The organism is Streptomyces sp. NPDC102514 (assembly GCF_055584525.1).
In genome coordinates this window covers 71,831-86,803 of the sequence record NZ_JBVJLW010000003.1, presented here as the reverse complement: position 1 = coordinate 86,803, position 14,973 = coordinate 71,831, and the positions used below count along the sequence as shown (strand labels likewise).

At 69.8% G+C, this 14,973-nt stretch carries 16 protein-coding genes; 6 read left to right on the top strand and 10 right to left on the bottom strand.

What is annotated here, in order from left to right; genetic code table 11:
• Nucleotides 1-44: 44 nt before the first annotated feature.
• Nucleotides 45-1,022 carry an SDR family NAD(P)-dependent oxidoreductase gene (locus ACZ60E_RS08615; RefSeq protein WP_469439073.1) on the bottom strand — a complete coding sequence of 326 codons (978 nt, stop codon included), beginning with the start codon at nucleotides 1,020-1,022 and terminating at the stop codon, nucleotides 45-47.
• Between the two features lie 73 nt (nucleotides 1,023-1,095).
• Between ACZ60E_RS08615 and ACZ60E_RS08610 the strand changes: the two genes are divergently transcribed.
• A complete protein-coding gene (locus ACZ60E_RS08610; protein WP_469439072.1) occupies nucleotides 1,096-2,040 on the top strand; it encodes an AraC family transcriptional regulator in 945 nt (314 codons plus the stop codon).
• A 30-nt stretch (nucleotides 2,041-2,070) separates the two neighbouring features.
• On the opposite strand, the gene ACZ60E_RS08605 is transcribed toward ACZ60E_RS08610, so the two are convergent.
• Together ACZ60E_RS08605 and ACZ60E_RS08600 are read right to left on the bottom strand one after the other, a co-directional pair.
• On the bottom strand, nucleotides 2,071-2,727 hold the full coding sequence (locus tag ACZ60E_RS08605) for a DUF4232 domain-containing protein (RefSeq protein WP_469439071.1): 657 nt from the start codon (nucleotides 2,725-2,727) through the stop codon (nucleotides 2,071-2,073).
• A 185-nt stretch (nucleotides 2,728-2,912) separates the two neighbouring features.
• Nucleotides 2,913-3,674, bottom strand: coding sequence for a helix-turn-helix transcriptional regulator (locus ACZ60E_RS08600; protein ID WP_469439070.1), 762 nt, complete (start codon nucleotides 3,672-3,674; stop codon nucleotides 2,913-2,915).
• A 55-nt stretch (nucleotides 3,675-3,729) separates the two neighbouring features.
• On the opposite strand from ACZ60E_RS08600, the gene ACZ60E_RS08595 reads away from it, so the two are divergent.
• A complete protein-coding gene (locus ACZ60E_RS08595) occupies nucleotides 3,730-5,076 on the top strand; it encodes an MFS transporter (RefSeq protein WP_469439069.1) in 1,347 nt (448 codons plus the stop codon).
• A gap of 310 nt (nucleotides 5,077-5,386) precedes the next feature.
• Nucleotides 5,387-5,512: a hypothetical protein gene (locus ACZ60E_RS08590; protein ID WP_469439068.1), complete on the top strand. Its 126-nt coding sequence runs from the start codon at nucleotides 5,387-5,389 to the stop codon at nucleotides 5,510-5,512.
• Nucleotides 5,513-5,699: 187 nt separating this feature from the next.
• On the opposite strand, the gene ACZ60E_RS08585 is transcribed toward ACZ60E_RS08590, so the two are convergent.
• From ACZ60E_RS08585 to ACZ60E_RS08570, 4 genes are all read right to left on the bottom strand, one after another.
• A complete protein-coding gene (locus ACZ60E_RS08585; protein WP_453794796.1) occupies nucleotides 5,700-7,088 on the bottom strand; it encodes a PTS ascorbate transporter subunit IIC in 1,389 nt (462 codons plus the stop codon).
• 327 nt (nucleotides 7,089-7,415) lie between these two features.
• Nucleotides 7,416-7,697, bottom strand: coding sequence for a PTS sugar transporter subunit IIB (locus tag ACZ60E_RS08580; RefSeq protein ID WP_385833866.1), 282 nt, complete (start codon nucleotides 7,695-7,697; stop codon nucleotides 7,416-7,418).
• Nucleotides 7,694-8,149 carry a PTS sugar transporter subunit IIA gene (locus ACZ60E_RS08575; RefSeq protein WP_384808861.1) on the bottom strand — a complete coding sequence of 152 codons (456 nt, stop codon included), beginning with the start codon at nucleotides 8,147-8,149 and terminating at the stop codon, nucleotides 7,694-7,696. Before ACZ60E_RS08575 ends, ACZ60E_RS08580 begins: the two co-directional genes overlap by 4 nt.
• A gap of 41 nt (nucleotides 8,150-8,190) precedes the next feature.
• The gene (locus ACZ60E_RS08570) at nucleotides 8,191-8,919 is read right to left on the bottom strand and encodes a GntR family transcriptional regulator (protein ID WP_384808859.1); all 729 of its coding nucleotides are present in this window, start codon (nucleotides 8,917-8,919) and stop codon (nucleotides 8,191-8,193) included.
• A 373-nt stretch (nucleotides 8,920-9,292) separates the two neighbouring features.
• On the opposite strand from ACZ60E_RS08570, the gene ACZ60E_RS08565 reads away from it, so the two are divergent.
• The 3 genes from ACZ60E_RS08565 (at nucleotide 9,293) to ACZ60E_RS08555 (ending at nucleotide 12,460) form a co-directional block, all read left to right on the top strand.
• On the top strand, nucleotides 9,293-11,332 hold the full coding sequence (locus ACZ60E_RS08565) for a transketolase family protein (protein WP_469439646.1): 2,040 nt from the start codon (nucleotides 9,293-9,295) through the stop codon (nucleotides 11,330-11,332).
• A gap of 65 nt (nucleotides 11,333-11,397) precedes the next feature.
• The gene (locus tag ACZ60E_RS08560) at nucleotides 11,398-11,664 is read left to right on the top strand and encodes an HPr family phosphocarrier protein (protein ID WP_469439067.1); all 267 of its coding nucleotides are present in this window, start codon (nucleotides 11,398-11,400) and stop codon (nucleotides 11,662-11,664) included.
• Nucleotides 11,665-11,776: 112 nt separating this feature from the next.
• Nucleotides 11,777-12,460, top strand: coding sequence for an HAD family hydrolase (locus tag ACZ60E_RS08555; protein WP_469439066.1), 684 nt, complete (start codon nucleotides 11,777-11,779; stop codon nucleotides 12,458-12,460).
• Between the two features lie 119 nt (nucleotides 12,461-12,579).
• Here the strand turns inward: ACZ60E_RS08555 and ACZ60E_RS08550 are convergent, their stop codons facing one another.
• The 3 genes from ACZ60E_RS08550 to ACZ60E_RS08540 are packed head-to-tail and all read right to left on the bottom strand — an operon-like array spanning nucleotide 12,580 to nucleotide 14,598.
• Nucleotides 12,580-13,053: a hypothetical protein gene (locus ACZ60E_RS08550; protein ID WP_469439065.1), complete on the bottom strand. Its 474-nt coding sequence runs from the start codon at nucleotides 13,051-13,053 to the stop codon at nucleotides 12,580-12,582.
• Between the two features lie 48 nt (nucleotides 13,054-13,101).
• A complete protein-coding gene (locus ACZ60E_RS08545; protein WP_469439644.1) occupies nucleotides 13,102-13,815 on the bottom strand; it encodes an ANTAR domain-containing protein in 714 nt (237 codons plus the stop codon).
• A 42-nt stretch (nucleotides 13,816-13,857) separates the two neighbouring features.
• Nucleotides 13,858-14,598 (bottom strand): GAF and ANTAR domain-containing protein, encoded by a 741-nt coding sequence (locus tag ACZ60E_RS08540; protein WP_469439642.1) that lies wholly within the window; start codon nucleotides 14,596-14,598, stop codon nucleotides 13,858-13,860.
• Between the last annotated feature and the right edge of the window lie 375 nt (nucleotides 14,599-14,973).

Genomic DNA, 14,973 nt, shown 5'->3' with positions numbered 1-14,973 from the left:
ACCGGCACCGGCACCGGCACGGTCTCGGCACCGGCATCGGGTCGTCAGGAGAGCAGGTGCTCGCTCAGCTTCCACAGCCGCTGTGCGTCGTCGGGGTCGAGCATCGCCGAGTTGGCGTCCGAGGGGATGCTGTCCGCGGTCAGCGGGCGCTGTTCGTCGTCGAGCACGGCGATGTCGTTGTCCTTGAGATAGACCCCGCCGCGACCGTCCAGGAGAGGGCTCGCGGCGGCGAAAACGAGGGTCGCTGCCCCCTGCGCGACGGTCTTCTTGCCGGCGTCCGGGGCGATGACGGTCTCACCGTTGTCGTCGACCAGCCCCTGCGCACGGTACGCCGCGGCCTCCTCCGGCGTGAACGGGCCCGGCCCGATGACGACTCCCGGGTGGGTGGCGAAAGCGCGGATGCCCTGAGCGGCGTACCTGCGGTCGAATTCGACGGTGAACAGGACGTTGGCACGCTTGGACTGGCCGTAGGCGGTGCCGGGGTCGTACCCGGTCGCGAAGTCCAGGTCGTCCCAGCGGATCTCGCCGATGCGTGCCGCACCCGAGGTGACCGTGACCACTCGGGCGCCCTGAGCGGCCAGCAGGGCCGGCAGAAGGGCCCTGGTGAGGTCGAAATGGCCGAGGTGCGAGGTCGAGAACTGCAGTTCGTGACCCCGTGCGTCGCGCACCAGCTCGGGCGTGAACAGCACGGCGGCGTTGTTGACCAGGACGTGCAGCGGCCGGCCGGAGGCGAGCCACCGACGGGCGAAGGCCTCGATCGAGGACGGGTCGGTGAGGTCGAGGCGCTCGACACGCACCCGGGGGAGCCCGTGGACTGCCGCGGCGGCCCGTTCGGGGTCGCGGGAGGCCACCGTCACCGTCGCGCCCGCGGCGGACAGGGCACGGGTGGCTTCACGGCCGAGCCGGCCGTGGCCGCCGGTGACGATCACCTCCCGACCGGACAGGTCGAGACCGTCGAGGACGTCGTCGGCGGTGGAGGAGGCGGTGAACGGGGTGCCCAGCGGAACTTGCTGTGTGCTCATGTTCCTAGTCTCGGCCGCGTTCCCCGGACGCTGAATCGTTGTGCGTCCGCATTTTCTGCGCGAGAGTACGGGGATGTCTGATGTGGCGGTCACGGACGTGCTGTCCGATGTGTTCGACGTGGTGGAAGTGCGGGGGATGATGACCGGCGGGTTCGCGGTCCGCGGACCGTGGGTGTCCAGGGGCACCGTGTCCCGACCGCTCAAGCTGGTCGCGCTGGTCGCGGGATCGGCCCGGATCACGGTGGACGGGCCCGGCGGCCCGTACGGTCCCGTGGAACTCGCCGCGGGCGACGTGGCGCTGCTCAACCACCGCACCTGGGTAGACATGCGCGGAGGGCGGGGCGGCGGGACACCGGTGGAGCTGATCCCCGGGGCGGGCTTCGACGCGATGGCACTGGCCGAGGCCGACCTGGCCACTGACGACGTGCTCGTCGGCGGCGAGGTCAGGGTGAGTCCGGCGGGCCTCACGCTGCTCAGCACGGCGCTGCCCGGCCTGGTCCACGTACACGCGGCGACGCCGGCCGCCTCCCGCCTGGGCGGCATCGTCGAGCGGCTCTTCGACGAGGCCTCCGGCGGACGGCTCGGTTCGGGGTTCGCCATCCGGCAGAACGGTCAGCTGCTCCTGCTGGAGATGCTGCGCGCGTATCTGGAACAGGAGGAGACACCGGTCGGCTGGCTCCGGCTGCTGGCCGACGAACCCCTGCGCCCGGCGCTGCGACTGATGCACGAACAGCCGGGCCAGGCCTGGGGACTGGCCGAACTGGCCCGCGCCGCCGGGATGTCCCGCACCAGCTTCGCCGAGCGGTTCCGCACCACCGCGGGCACCCCGCCGCTGACCTATCTGTCGCGCTGGCGGATGCTTCTCGCCCAGCGCGCGCTGCGCGACCCCGACGTCCGGGTCGGCTCCCTCGCCGCGGAGCTCGGCTACAGCTCGGAGAGCGCGTTCAGCACCGCGTTCAAACGCGCGGTGGGGGAGTCGCCCTTGCACTACCGGCGACGGCTCCGGGCGACGGGGTAGCCCCGGCGGCGGCGTGACGCCGCCGGCCCTTCAGATCGCGTTCGTGGTGAACGGTCCCACGGTGAAGGAGTTCCCGCAGACCTGCAGCTCCGCGGGGTCCGCGGACAGGGCTGCCGTGTTGTTCGGCGGGAAGACCTTGATCCGTGCCGGTTCCGGCCAGCACTTTCCGTCCGTGACTCCCTTGTCGGGTGTCCGCACCACTGCATGGGCGGCCTGACCGGGCTTGAGGACCACATTCTCCGCGGATTCGCCCTGCGCGCGGGTCGCGGGCTTCCCGATGCGATCGCCGTCCTGATCGGTCAGCGACAGGCCCGGATACCCCTTGAGGGCACAGCTGCCGTCGGAGATGTTGGTGAGAGTCAGGTCGAAGTACTTGCTGTTCATCTCCTGACCCGTGGCCTTGAGCCCGGCGTGCAGACGGTCCGTGGTGCAGTCACTGCCCATCCCCGGACTGTCCGTGCCCGGGCTGTCCGTGGTGCCCTGCTTCGGGGTTGCCGCAGCGGTGTCGCTCGCCGTGGCGGATGGCGTGGGCGTATCGCTTTCGGACGCTGTGCCGGCGCCCGGACTCTCCGACGTCATGCTGGTGGAGGCCCGCGCATCTCCGTCGTCACCGCCGCACGCACCCAGTCCGAGTACGCCCAGTGCGACGAGTCCTGAGAAGAGGACGGGCTTTTGAATCTTCTTCATTCCGTTGGCACCCATGCTGTCTCGGCTGTCCAACCCGGATGGAAACATGCATGTGCCACGTAGTTCGGTGTGTCGGTATCAACGTCACCGCGCGCCCGCCCACCTGCTCGGCTCACTGCTTCGCCAACTGCGTGGCCTGCGACGGCAGCCGGAAGGCCGGCAGTCGTTCCTCCGTCTCATGTGTCTCACGCGCCGGATTCGGTGCGGTAGGCCCCCGGCGTCTGTCCCATCGTGCGGCTGAACGTGTCGATGAAGGCACTGGTCGTCGCCCACCCGCATCGCCGTCCCGTCTCGCTGACGTTCGCGCCTTCCGCCAGCAGCACCATGGCGTGGAAGACCCGCACGTTGGTCCTCCACTGCGGGTACGTCATGCCCAGCTCGGTCCTGAACAGCCGGGCCAGAGTGCGCTCGCTCACACCGATGCGGTGCGCCAACCAGACTGCGGTGCGCGGGTGTTGGAGATCGTCGGTCACCAGCGCGCAGGCCTGGCGCAGGAGCGGGTTGCCGGGGATGGGCAGGGTCAACGGCTCGATGAGCGCGCGCCGCAGCCGGTCCCGCAGCACGGCACGGAGACGGTTCGCTTCCGGCGTGGGCAGGGACGGTTCACTGCACGCGATGATCAGTTCGCGGACCAGGGCGTCCACGGCCACCACGGCGGGCGTCCCGGAGTCGAGCAGGACGTCATGCACGGGGAAGCCGAGGGTGTGCACGGAACTGTGTCCGTGCACCCGGTGCTGGTGCCAGGTCCCCGCCGGGATCCACATGGCGCGGGCGCTCGACGCCACCCAGGACGCCTCGCCCGTCTGGACGGCCAGGACACCGGCGCTGACGTACAGGAGCTGGTGGTAGCCGTGCTGATGACGCCCGATGACCTCACCCGCGAGATGTGCGTGGGTGGAATCCCTGGGCTCCCTGTCCCTCTCTGCCGCCTGACTGTTTTCCGACATACGTCGGCAGAATAACGGAAGCGGCGCACCGTACGGCCCTGCGAGCGTGACGACCATGTCCACGACGCCGCAGACCCCGCCTCCCACCCGCCGATCTTCCGTCGCCCCTCACTCGTTGAAAACACGGGTCACCTCCGGTCTGCGTGGCGCCGCGCTCGACACCCGTCCTCTGGCGCATCCCGTCTTCCGGCGCCTGCTGATCGGGCAGAGCGCGGCGTACATCGGGACCATGGTCACGGGAGTCACCATCCCCGTGCAGGTGTACGCGCTGTCGCAGTCGTCCCTGTCCGTGGGCCTGACCGGACTGGCCGGACTCGTACCGCTCGTGGTCTTCGGGCTGTACGGGGGCGTCGTCGCGGACCGGTTCGACCGCCGCGTGCTGTACCTGGCGTCGGCGTTCGTCACCTGGGGGACGACGCTGGCGCTGTTGTTCCAGGCGGTCGCGGCGCTGCGATCGGTACCGCTGATCCTGGTTCTCGTGGCCGTCCAGGCCGGTGCGTTCGCCATGTCCTCCGCGGCCCGTGGCGCGATCATCCCCCGGGTCGTCCCCACCCACCTGGTGCCCGCCGCGAACACGTTGTACTTCACCGCCGGCAACGTCGGGCAGGTCGCCGGACCCCTGGTGGCCGGCGCCCTGATCTCCCTGCCGAACGGCTACTGCTGGGCGTACGGCGCCGACGCCCTGCTGTTCTCCCTCCTGCTGTACTCGGCCTTCCGCCTCCCTCCGGTCAAGCCGACCGGCACACCTATCCGTGCCGGCGGGCTGCGACCGGTCCTGGACGGGCTGCGCTTCATCGCGGCGGCACCTGTGCTGTGGATGTCCTTCGCGGTCGACATCGCGGCCATGACATTGGCCATGCCGACCGCCCTCTTCCCGGAAGCCGCAGAGTTGAGGTTCCACGGCGGAGCGGGCCTGCTGTACTCGGCCATCGCGATCGGCTCGGTCGCAGCCGGACTCTTCAGCGGATGGATCGGCCGGGTACGCCGTCAGGGGCGGGCGCTGGCTCTCGCGGTGGTCGTCTGGTCGGCGGCCGTCGCCCTCGCGGGCACGGTCCACCACCTCCTGGCCGCCGTGGTCCTGCTGGCCGCGGCCGGGGCGGCGGACCTGGTCAGCGCGGTCTACCGTCAGACGATCCTGCAGACCTACACACCCGATGCCCTACGCGGTCGTCTGCAGGGTGTCTTCACCGTCGTCGTCGCGGGCGGGCCCCGCCTCGGCGACCTGCGTGCGGGTGCGATGGCCTCAGCCACCGGCCTCGGACTCGCATGGAGCGGCAGCTCACTGCTCTGCCTCGCCGTCGTCCTCGGAGCGGCACTGCTCGTCCGACCGTTCTGGAACTACGACGCCACCTCGACGCCGCCGAACGCTACGAACGAGAGTCACGGTCCCGCACGGCACTGAGACCGCCGGCGTCGTTGAAATACTGATGGGCATGAGCCTGGCGCCGCGCATCGCGTATTCCGGCCGTGGCGACCGCTTCGATTCGCCGCGCTTCCGAGCTGGAACCCACCCGGCGCCGCTGCCGACGCACCAGCACCACCGCAGTGGCCAGTCCATGCGGTCCCCCCGGCACCAGCACCTCGCAGAAGCCTGCCGACCTACAGCGGAACCGGCGCGTCGGCAACCGCGTGAGCGCGCTGGCGACCTGCGCCGCGCAGCCTCCGCCGGACAGAGCGCCCAATCTGTAACCCCCAACCTGAGAGGATGGCAAGTGAGTAGTGACTTCGGTTTCTGGAGGCGCGGCAGCACCGGAGACCCTGAGGATGTCTTCGACAACCTCGCTGAAGGTGAGACCGGCGACGTCGGATTCAGCGGAGTGGCGGGCGAGCCGATCTGAGGCTTTTGATTCACCACGCACTCAGGTGTAAAGATGCGGCCCTTGCGGACGCCACTGCCGCCGGTGTCGTACGGGCCTGCCCCTGACCGCCACCTCAACGAAAACGCAGTGGCACGGACACCTCCCACCTGCATCGGTCTGGCACCGTGCGCGGGAGGTGTCCGTGCCACTGCGTTGTGCAGGTGACTCAGCCGGCAGGCTGAGTCTCCTTCTCCGGAGTGACTTCGTCGTTGGGGCCGCGCCGGGCGACGAGGGCGCTGGCGACGAACGTGGCTGCCAGGGCGATGAGGACGAGCGCGATGACGGCTATGTGGCCGATGCGCTCGGCGCCGCCGATCAGCAGGCCCGAGACACCGAAGTCGGCGTCGGAGAACGTGGAGTTCTGCAGGCCGACGTCCCCGAGGAAGGGCAGGACGAGCAGCGGCAGGAAGGTGATCAGGAGGCCGTTGGTCATCGCGCCGAGGACGGCGCCGCGTCGTCCGCCGGTCGCGTTGCCGATGACACCCGAGGCGGCGCCCGTCATGAAGTGGGCGACGATGCCGGGGATGATGATCGTGCCGCCGACGGCGACGAGGATGCCCATCCCGATGAGGCCGCCGACGAAGCTGGCCAGGAAGCCGACGAGCACGGCGTTCGGGGCGAAGGTGAAGACGATCGGGACGTCCAGCGCGGGCCGGGCGTTGGGCACCAGCTTCTCCGAGATGCCCTTGAAGGCGGGAATGATCTCGGCGAGGACGACACGGACACCGGCGAGGATGATGAACACGCCCGCGGCGAACTTGCCGGCCTGCATGATGGCCCACAGCACGTACCACTGGCCGCCGCTGAGTTCGCTCTCGACGTAGCCGGGGCCCGCCACCAGCGTGACCAGCAGGTAGATGATGCCCATGGAGCTGGCGATGACGACCGTGGTGTCGCGCAGGAAGCCGAGCCCCTTGGGGATCTTCAAGTCCTCGGTGGACTTGGAGGAGTCGCCGAAGTACTTGGCGACGAGGCCGCTGGTGGCGATGCCGAAGTTGCCGGTGTGGCCGAGGGCGACGTTGTCGGTCTTGGTGACCTTGCGCATCCAGGGCTGGACGAGTGCCGGCGACAGGGTGGTGATCAGGCCCTGGGCGAGGGAGCCCCACAGGATGGCCTGCCAGGTGCTGAAGCCGTTCGCGATGAGGATGACGGCGATCATGGCCGCCAGGTACAGGGCGACGTGCCCCGACATGTAGATGAACTTGAACACGGTCAGCCGGGCCAGCAGCACGTTCACGACCATGCCGAAGAAGAAGATCAGCGCGGCCTGCGAACCGTAGTCGGTGAGCACCTTGCCGACGATGGCCTCGTTGTTGGGCACCACTCCCTGCACTCCGAAAGCGTGCTGGAACATGTCGCCGAACGGGGTCAGCGCGTCGGAGACGACCCCGGCGCCGGCTGCGAGGACGAGGAAGCCGACGAACGCCTTGATGGTCCCCTTGAGGGTGTCGGAGAGGGACTTGCGCTGGAGCAACAGGCCCAGCAGCGCGATCAGGCCGATGATGACGGATGGCTCACGGAAGACATCCAGAAGACTGTCCAGAACGCTGTTCACAGACAACGCCTCTCTTCGGGCACGACGAGGCCGCGTGCGGAAGTGGTGGGTGCCGGGTTCGGCGAGAACGGGTGCCGGGTTCGGCGCGGCTGGGCGGCGTGCGGGGAACCTGTCGGCGGCCTCGGCTCCGCGGCAGCGCGACAGGGACGTCGCGCGCTGCGGGCGAGGCGGGCAGGCGGCGGTCGGGGCAGTGGCTGCCCCTCGCCGTCGCGGGCGGGACGGCGCCGGAGTCGGAGCCGGCTGCCGTCATGAACGTACGGATGAAACGTTTCTGCGGATCAGTTCCCGCAGATCAGCGCGCATTGCGCAGTGCGGAACTACGACCGCTCAGACCGCGCCGTGTCGCGCGGCCGCTTCCTTGACCGCGCCGCGTAGCTCGTCCATGTCGATGATGCTGTTCAGTACGACCACGTCACCCAGGCCCTGGACGGCGTCCTCCAGGTCCTTCGCGACGAAGAACACGTCCGCGCTGTCGGGCCCGGCGGAGCTGATGTCGGAGTGCTCCACCGTGACGTCCTGGAGCCCCAGTTCGCGTACGACGGTCTCGATGTTCATGCGCACCATGAAGCTGCTGCCCAGTCCGGTGCTGCACATCGCCAGGAACTTCATTCTGTGTCCTCGAATTCGGTGATCAGTTTGACTACCTCGGGCGCCGAGGCCGCATCGCGCAGGGCTTGGCGGGTCCGGGCGTCCGAGAGAATGCGCGCGAGGGAGGCCATGGCGCGCATGTGCGCGTCGGCGTCCGCTGCCGCGAAACAGAAGTAGAGGTCGACCGCGTGCTCGGGCAGGTCGAGCAGCGGGGCCGGTTCGCTCAGGCGGAGCATCGAGATGCCCGTACGCACCACTCCGTGCTCGGGGCGGGCGTGCGCGAGGGCGATGCCGTGGCCGAGGTCGATGTACGTGCCGCCGGCCGTGATCGAGTCGAGCATGGCCCGGACGTACTCGGGAGTGACGTCCCCGGCCTCCACCAGCGGACGGGCGACCTGGGTGACTGCTTCCTGCCAGGTCAGCTTTTCCTGGGTGAAGTGGATGTTCTGCTCGGGGAGAAGGTGACTGAGCATGCGTGCTCCACAGGGGGTGCGGGGAAGGCGACCGCGGTCGACTACTCGGAGTCGGCCACGATGTCGAAGGACAGTTCCGCCGTGTCCGGCAGGAACTTCGAGGTGCCGTAGATGACGGGTTTTCGGCCGGGCTCGAAGACGCACGAGGTGGCCAGCAGCAGAGGGGTCTCCTCGGCGACTTCCAGCAGTGCGGCTTCCCGCGCGTCGCACCGGTGCAGTCCGACGACGATCTCGTTGCGGACGAGCAGCACGTCGTGCCGGGCCCGCAGGTGGGCGTACAGGGAGGAGTCGGTGAAGTCCGAGGTCAGGACGTCGGGGAAGCGGTCCTCCTCGACATAGGACTCGGCCAGGTGGTGCACCACGCCGTTCACGCTGCGCAGCCGCTCCAGCCGGACGACCGACGTGGCGGGGCTGATGCCGAGCGCGGCGGCCAGCCGGGTGCCGGCCCGCTCGCTCTGCTGCACGGTCACCCGCGAGGTGACGGTGTGCCCCTGCCGGGTGAGCTGGGTGTGGAAGCCGGTCACCTCGTTCACGAACCGCTCGCGGTGCTTGAGGTTGTAGCGGGGGTGGCTCACGAAGGTGCCGCGGCCGTGTTCCCGTACGAGGTAGCCGTCCTGGACCAGTTCGTCCACGGCCCGGCGCAGCGTGATGCGGCTCACGTCGTACTCGCTGCACAGGATGCCCTCGGCGGGCAGTCGCTCCCCGACGGGGAGACTCTGCACGCGCCGCAAGAGGTGGTCGCGCACTTGTGCGTACTTGTGCCCGGCCATCCACGACCTCCTTGTCGGGCTTACGTGTCATCGAGACATCATGATGACTACAGGACATTCGACGCGTCAATAGTAGACACCTAAACGAAACCTTCGAGTGGGCGAAGCTCTGGACGCCCCTTCGTGGACCCGGCTTCGCGCCGCTGGCCTGGTGTATCTCCACCGCCGGACTCGGCGGGACCCCTCTGGTGCCGATGCGGAGGAGTGAGTTACGTTTCCCGAAGTCATCATGACGTCATGCTCTCTCATCCTCTTTCTCATCCGCTTTCTCGTGTGCCCTCATGCACTCTCAAGCTCTCTGCAAGGAGTCTTCGTGGTTTCCTCAACAGCACGGTCGACACGGTCCCTTGGGGACTCCCACACCGGAGGGCGGGTGTTCGGCGCGGCCGACACCCGGGCCGTCGGGACCGCCAGGGCCCTGGCGGTGGACGCGGTCGAGGCCGCGGGTTCCGGACACCCGGGCACGGCTCTGGCCCTCGCGCCCGTGGCACACCTGCTGTTTCAGCGGCATGTCCGGCACGACCCGGCGGATCCCGCCTGGGAGGGCCGGGACCGGTTCGTGCTGTCCTGCGGCCACGCGAGCATCCTGCAGTACACGCAGCTCTACCTGACCGGATACGGACTGAAGCTGGATGATCTGCGCAGCTTCCGCCGACTCGGCTCGCTGACGCCCGGTCACCCCGAGTACCGGCACACGGCCGGCGTCGAGACGACCACCGGGCCGCTCGGCCAGGGCGTCGCCACCGCCGTGGGCATGGCTCTGGCGCTCAAGCGCGACGAGAACCGCCTCGCCGGCGCCGACACCTCGCCCGACGGTCCCGCGGGCCGCACGGTGTGGGTGCTGTGCTCCGACGGCGACCTCCAGGAGGGCATCTCCTACGAGGCCGGCGCACTCGCCGGCCGGCACCGCCTGGACAACCTGGTCGTCGTCTGGGACGACAACGACATCCAGATCGAGGGCTCCACCGGTCTGACGACCCATGAGGACACGGCCGCCCGGTTCCGTGCGCAGGGCTGGTTCGTGCAGACGGTCGCTCTCGGCGCCGACGGCGACGTGGACACCGACGCCCTCGACCTGGCCCTCGGCGCGGCACGTGCGGAGACCGGCCGCCCCAGCTTCATCGCCCTGAAGTCGCAGATAGCCTTTCCCGCCCCGAACGCCGTCAACACGCCCGCCTCGCACGGCGCCCCGCTCGGCGCCGCCGAAACCGCCGCGGTCAAGGAACTGCTGGGCGTCGAGGGCGAGTTCACGGTCCCCGCGGACGTACTGGACCACACGCGCGGGGTGTTGAAGCGAGGCGCCGAGCTGCATGCCGCATGGGACCGGGAACTGGCCCGCTGGACGGCCGAGCACCCCGAGGCCGCACGAGCCCGCGCACACGCCGTACGGCCACTGGACCCGGCCGCCGCCGCAGCCGTACTGCCGCACTTCGAGCCCGGGACCTCCGTCGCCCCGCGTGACGCGTCGGGCAAGGTCATCCAGGCGCTGGCCGAAGCCCTGCCGAGGCTGTGGGGCGGATCGGCCGACCTCGGGGACAGCAACCGTACGACCATCACGTCGGGCGGCTCGTTCCTGCCGGCGGACGACAGCGACGGGCAGGGCCCGCTGGGACGCAACGTCCACTGGGGCGTACGCGAACACGCGATGGCGGCGGCCCTCAACGGCATCGCCCTGGTCGGCTACGACACTCCCTTCGCCGGTACGTTCCTGGTGTTCAGCGACTACCAGCGGCCCTCCCTGCGTCTCGCCGCCCTGATGAAGCTGCCCGTGGTGCACGTCTGGAGCCACGACTCCGTCGCCCTGGGCGCGGACGGCCCCACCCACCAGCCCGTCGAGCACCTCGCCGCCCTGCGTGCCATGCCGGGGCTCGCCGTGGTCCGGCCGGCCGACGCCACCGAGACGGCAGCCGCCTGGCTCAGCGCCCTGAGCTGCCCGGGTCCGGTGGGTCTCGCTCTCGCCCGACAGGGACTGCCCGTCCTCCCGACACCGTCCGAGACGGTCCGGGAGGGTGTGGCACGCGGCGCCTACGCCGTGACGGACCCTCAAGAAGACGCCGACGTCGTCCTGTTGGCCAGCGGCAGCGAAGTCACGCTGGCCATGGCGGCACGACTCCTTCTCGCCGAGCGGGAGATCACCGCCCGGGTCGTCTCGGTGCCCTGCCTCGACTGGTTCACCCAGCAGGACGCCGAGTACCGGAACAGCGTGCTCCCTCCGTCGGTGCGCGCCCGCGTGGTCGTCGAGGCGGGTACCGCCTTCGGCTGGCACGGCCTGCTCGGCGACCACGGCCGCGCCGTGACCGTCGACGACTTCGGAACGTCGGCCCCGGCCGAGGACGCCATGAGGGCGGTCGGCCTCACCGAGGACGCGGTGGTCGAGGCGGCACTCGCGTCGCTCGCCGCCGCCCGCCGCTGAACCCGCACCGGTACGGCCGCTCGCGCTGCACCTTCACCACCCCCTGCCACGGAGGAAGACCTGCCATGCCTGAACGCACTGTCGTCATCGGTTCGCGCAGCGGACTGCACGCCCGCCCCGCCACAGCCTTCGTCCGAGCCGCCGCCGAACAGCACATGCCGGTGACCATCGCGCGCGAAGACGGGGCCCCTGTCCTCGCGAACAGCCTGTTGTCGGTACTGGCACTGGGGGCCGGCCACGGCGACGAGGTCACTCTGTCCGCGGAGGGCGAGGGCGCGGGGGAGGCACTGGACGCGTTGGCCGCCCTGCTGGTCCAGGACCACGACGCCTAGAGCGGCAGCACCGCAGCGCCCGTCCGTGTCGTACGACTGCCCCGCCCTCCGCGGCCAGTGCCGGCGGCGGGCGGGCCGGCGGACCGCACCACATCACGAAGCGAGGTCACCCTTGAACACCCCTGTGAAGACCCCCGCGCAGATCACGTTGCAGGACGTCCAGCTCGTCATCTTCGACTGCGACGGCGTCCTGGTGGACACCGAACGCATCGGACCCGAAGTCGTGGCGGCCATGGCCACGGAGTCCGGCTGGCCGCTGAGCCCCGAGGAGGTACGCCGCCGGTTCCTGGGCCGCCCCGAGAGCTACCTGTACGAACAGCTACGCGCCCACGCCACGGCCCCCATCGGCCCGGAGTGGCTGACGGAGTACCGCACAAGGTTCCGCGACGCGTTCGCCGCCCGCCCACAGACGATGCCGGGCGTGGGGGAGTTGCTGGATCACCTCGACGTCCGAGGTCTTCCCCACTGTGTCGCGTCGAGCGGCAGCCACGAGCGCATCGCGCACTCGCTGTCGGTCACCGCGCTCCAGGACCGGTTCACCGGACGGGTGTTCAGCGCCGACGACGTGTCCTTCGGCAAGCCGGCCCCCGACCTGTTCCTGCACGCGGCCCGCACGATGGGGTACGCGCCGGAACGATCCCTCGTGATCGAGGACAGCCCGGCGGGCGTGGACGCGGCGCTCGCCGCGGCGATGCGGGTGGTCGGCTACAGCGGAGGCCCGACCGAAGCCGACGCCCTGGCACACGCGAACCTGGGAGTCATCTCATCCTTGACTCAGTTGGTGGCCGGCTCGTAAGCCGGTTCTGCCGAAGGGGCCTGGGCGGGCGCGGCCACGACATTCGTCACGTCGCCCCGCCCCATGTCCATAGGAACGATCAGCAGCAAGAGCCAGTCGCCTGCTCCGCCGCGTGAGTCCTAGTCTCCCGAGAATCCGAAGATTCCCAGGTGAGTCGGCCTGCCGTCGGAGTGGAGGACGACGTAGTAACCGGTCCACCGCATCCGGCACTCGCCGAGCAGGCTTCGCTCGTGCTCCTCATGGTTCGCAGCCTCACGGGCAGCAGCAGCGAGTTCCTCGTACTGCTCGACCGACGGGCGGTCGGTGCCGAAGTGGTGCATCACGCGGTTGAGAGCCAGAGGACGCAGGGTGCCGTAGTCAGCGATACCGGAGTGCGTCGGCGGGGCATCCGTGGCCACAACCCTGTCGATGTCGAGGATCGTATGGGTGCCCTCCGTCCCCATGAACTCCTCGTCCTCGTAGAGGTGTTCCAGGCTTCGGTATCGGTCATCGCTGCCGTACTCCTCCTGGAACACCCGGGCCTGCAGTGTCGCCAAGGCCGCCTCGGCATCGCCGTCGTACCTGGTGACGTAGTCCCATCCGCTGGCACCCATCGAGCGGCGTCTCGGCGGGTGCCGTCTCGGTGTTGTTGGGGGGTGGGGTCAGGTGTTGGGGGTGTTGTCGGTGTTGAGGCGTAATCGGCGGGTGAGGATCTGGCGGGCCACGTCGAGGAGGGGCTGTTCCGTATGGAAGGCGTGGCTGCGAAGGCGGGCCAGGGCCTGGATGAAGTCGATGTCGTGGCGGGCGGCGAGCATGCCGGTGGCTTGGTAGACCTCGGCGAAGTGCAGCTGGGTGGTGTCCAGGAGCCGGTGGGGGCCTCCGGGGCCGGCGGCCTGGGCGATGAGGTGGTGGGTGAGGTGGTCGGCCCACACCAGGGTGGTGGTGAGGCGGGTGTTGGCCATCGGGCCGGGGGTTGTGCGGTGGCCCGTGAGGACACCGGCGGTGATGAGGCCGATTCCCAGCGGGAACGCGAATATGGCGTACACGCCGAGTTCCAGTGCGGGGGCCGGCAGGCCGGGCCAGCGGGCCGGATCGAGGGCGGCCAGGTCGGGAACGAGGACCGCGGAACCGTGCCGGGCCGTGTCCGGACCGGGGCCCTGACCCTGGGTGAGCTGCAGGTCCTCCAGGGCGACGGTGCGTTCACCGAAGGACTGGACCAGGTGGCCGGGCCCGTCGGCGGGCACCAGCAGGAAGGCCATCCCGTCCAGGCCCACTGACCGGCTGAGGTCCTCCAGAGGGAGCGGTGGCAGGCCGGGGCCGCGGTGCGCGTCCAGGGCGCGCAGCAGTGAGGTGACGGCCGGATCCGTTACTGACATCACGACACCCCGTTCTCCCTACGGGCGGGGTCGGGCGGTGTTTCAGGGCTCGGGGTCGAGCAGGGCGGTCGCGGCGGTGCCGTCCAGAACATGGCGGGCCACGTCGGTGAGCTTGGCCTTGTTGTGGCGGGCGTGGGCGCGCATCTTCGTGAACGCCTCGTCCACGCCGGTGCCGTGGCGCTGGGCGAGGTAGCCCTTGGCCTGCTCGATGACGACCCTGGAGTTCAGGGCGTGCTGGAGCTGCGTGATCACGGTCGCCTGTTCGTGGACGACCCGTTGCTGGAGGATCGCGATGGTGGCCGTGTCCGCCAGCGCCTGCGCGAGGAGCAGTTGCCTGCCGTCCAGCGGACCGCGCCGGTCACGGAACAGGTTGAGTGCCCCGATCACCTGTTCCTGCCAGCGCAGCGGGGCGGCGACCACCGAGGTGAAGCCCAACTGCCGGGCGCGCGGCGCGAAGCGCGGCCAGCGCCGGTCGGCGGCCTCGGTGTCCAGCCGGACATCGGAGATCGGCGCCCGGTCGTGGTAGCAGTCCCGGCAGGGGCCCTCGTCCCATTCGACGCCGGACAGTTCCAGGGCGCGCGTACGGTCGTCGGAGGCGGCGGCCTCCACGACCTGGCCCTGCGGCATCCCCAGCAGCACCCCGGCCGCCGCCACGTCCAGCAGATCCACACAGTGCTCGGTGAGCGTGTACAGGAAACTGATCACATCGAAATCCCGCACAAGAGTGTCGGAGAGTTCGACGAACGCGACAGCGAGCCGCTCCTCACGCGGCAGTTCAGGCATGACAGCCACAACGCCCCCTTTCCGCCGGGGGCGCACCACGTCTGATTCCCGCGCCCCACCCACGTGTGGAATCCGCGGCCCGCAGGGCAGTGCGAAGAACAGCCGGCCACTCAGGGCCGGAGAACATGTCCGCTGACGACACGACCGCCGCCCCCTTCGTACATGATCGCCGCGCACCGGCATCAGACGCATGCGCACAGTGCTGGAGACGTCCTTGGAACTCCCCTTCACGCTACCGCGAACAGCCGTCACGAAGGAGGATGGCCGGACAGCCCGATGGGCCTTCCCGCGAGGATCGATTTCGGTGTTTTCTGTACCGCAACAACGCACACCGCACTTCGTAAGTGAGCAGGGAGAGGCCGCTTCGTACCGCAC

What these genes read in the sequence shown, in the direction of transcription:
- ACZ60E_RS08615 (WP_469439073.1), bottom strand. Translation starts at nt 1,022, where the DNA reads ATGAGCACACAGCAAGTTCCGCTGGGCACCCCGTTCACCGCCTCCTCC.
- ACZ60E_RS08610 (WP_469439072.1), top strand. Translation starts at nt 1,096, where the DNA reads ATGTCTGATGTGGCGGTCACGGACGTGCTGTCCGATGTGTTCGACGTG.
- ACZ60E_RS08605 (WP_469439071.1), bottom strand. Translation starts at nt 2,727, where the DNA reads ATGAAGAAGATTCAAAAGCCCGTCCTCTTCTCAGGACTCGTCGCACTG.
- ACZ60E_RS08600 (WP_469439070.1), bottom strand. Translation starts at nt 3,674, where the DNA reads ATGTCGGAAAACAGTCAGGCGGCAGAGAGGGACAGGGAGCCCAGGGAT.
- ACZ60E_RS08595 (WP_469439069.1), top strand. Translation starts at nt 3,730, where the DNA reads ATGTCCACGACGCCGCAGACCCCGCCTCCCACCCGCCGATCTTCCGTC.
- ACZ60E_RS08580 (WP_385833866.1), bottom strand. Translation starts at nt 7,697, where the DNA reads ATGAAGTTCCTGGCGATGTGCAGCACCGGACTGGGCAGCAGCTTCATG.
- ACZ60E_RS08575 (WP_384808861.1), bottom strand. Translation starts at nt 8,149, where the DNA reads ATGCTCAGTCACCTTCTCCCCGAGCAGAACATCCACTTCACCCAGGAA.
- ACZ60E_RS08570 (WP_384808859.1), bottom strand. Translation starts at nt 8,919, where the DNA reads ATGGCCGGGCACAAGTACGCACAAGTGCGCGACCACCTCTTGCGGCGC.
- ACZ60E_RS08560 (WP_469439067.1), top strand. Translation starts at nt 11,398, where the DNA reads ATGCCTGAACGCACTGTCGTCATCGGTTCGCGCAGCGGACTGCACGCC.
- ACZ60E_RS08550 (WP_469439065.1), bottom strand. Translation starts at nt 13,053, where the DNA reads ATGGGTGCCAGCGGATGGGACTACGTCACCAGGTACGACGGCGATGCC.
- ACZ60E_RS08545 (WP_469439644.1), bottom strand. Translation starts at nt 13,815, where the DNA reads ATGTCAGTAACGGATCCGGCCGTCACCTCACTGCTGCGCGCCCTGGAC.
- ACZ60E_RS08540 (WP_469439642.1), bottom strand. Translation starts at nt 14,598, where the DNA reads ATGCCTGAACTGCCGCGTGAGGAGCGGCTCGCTGTCGCGTTCGTCGAA.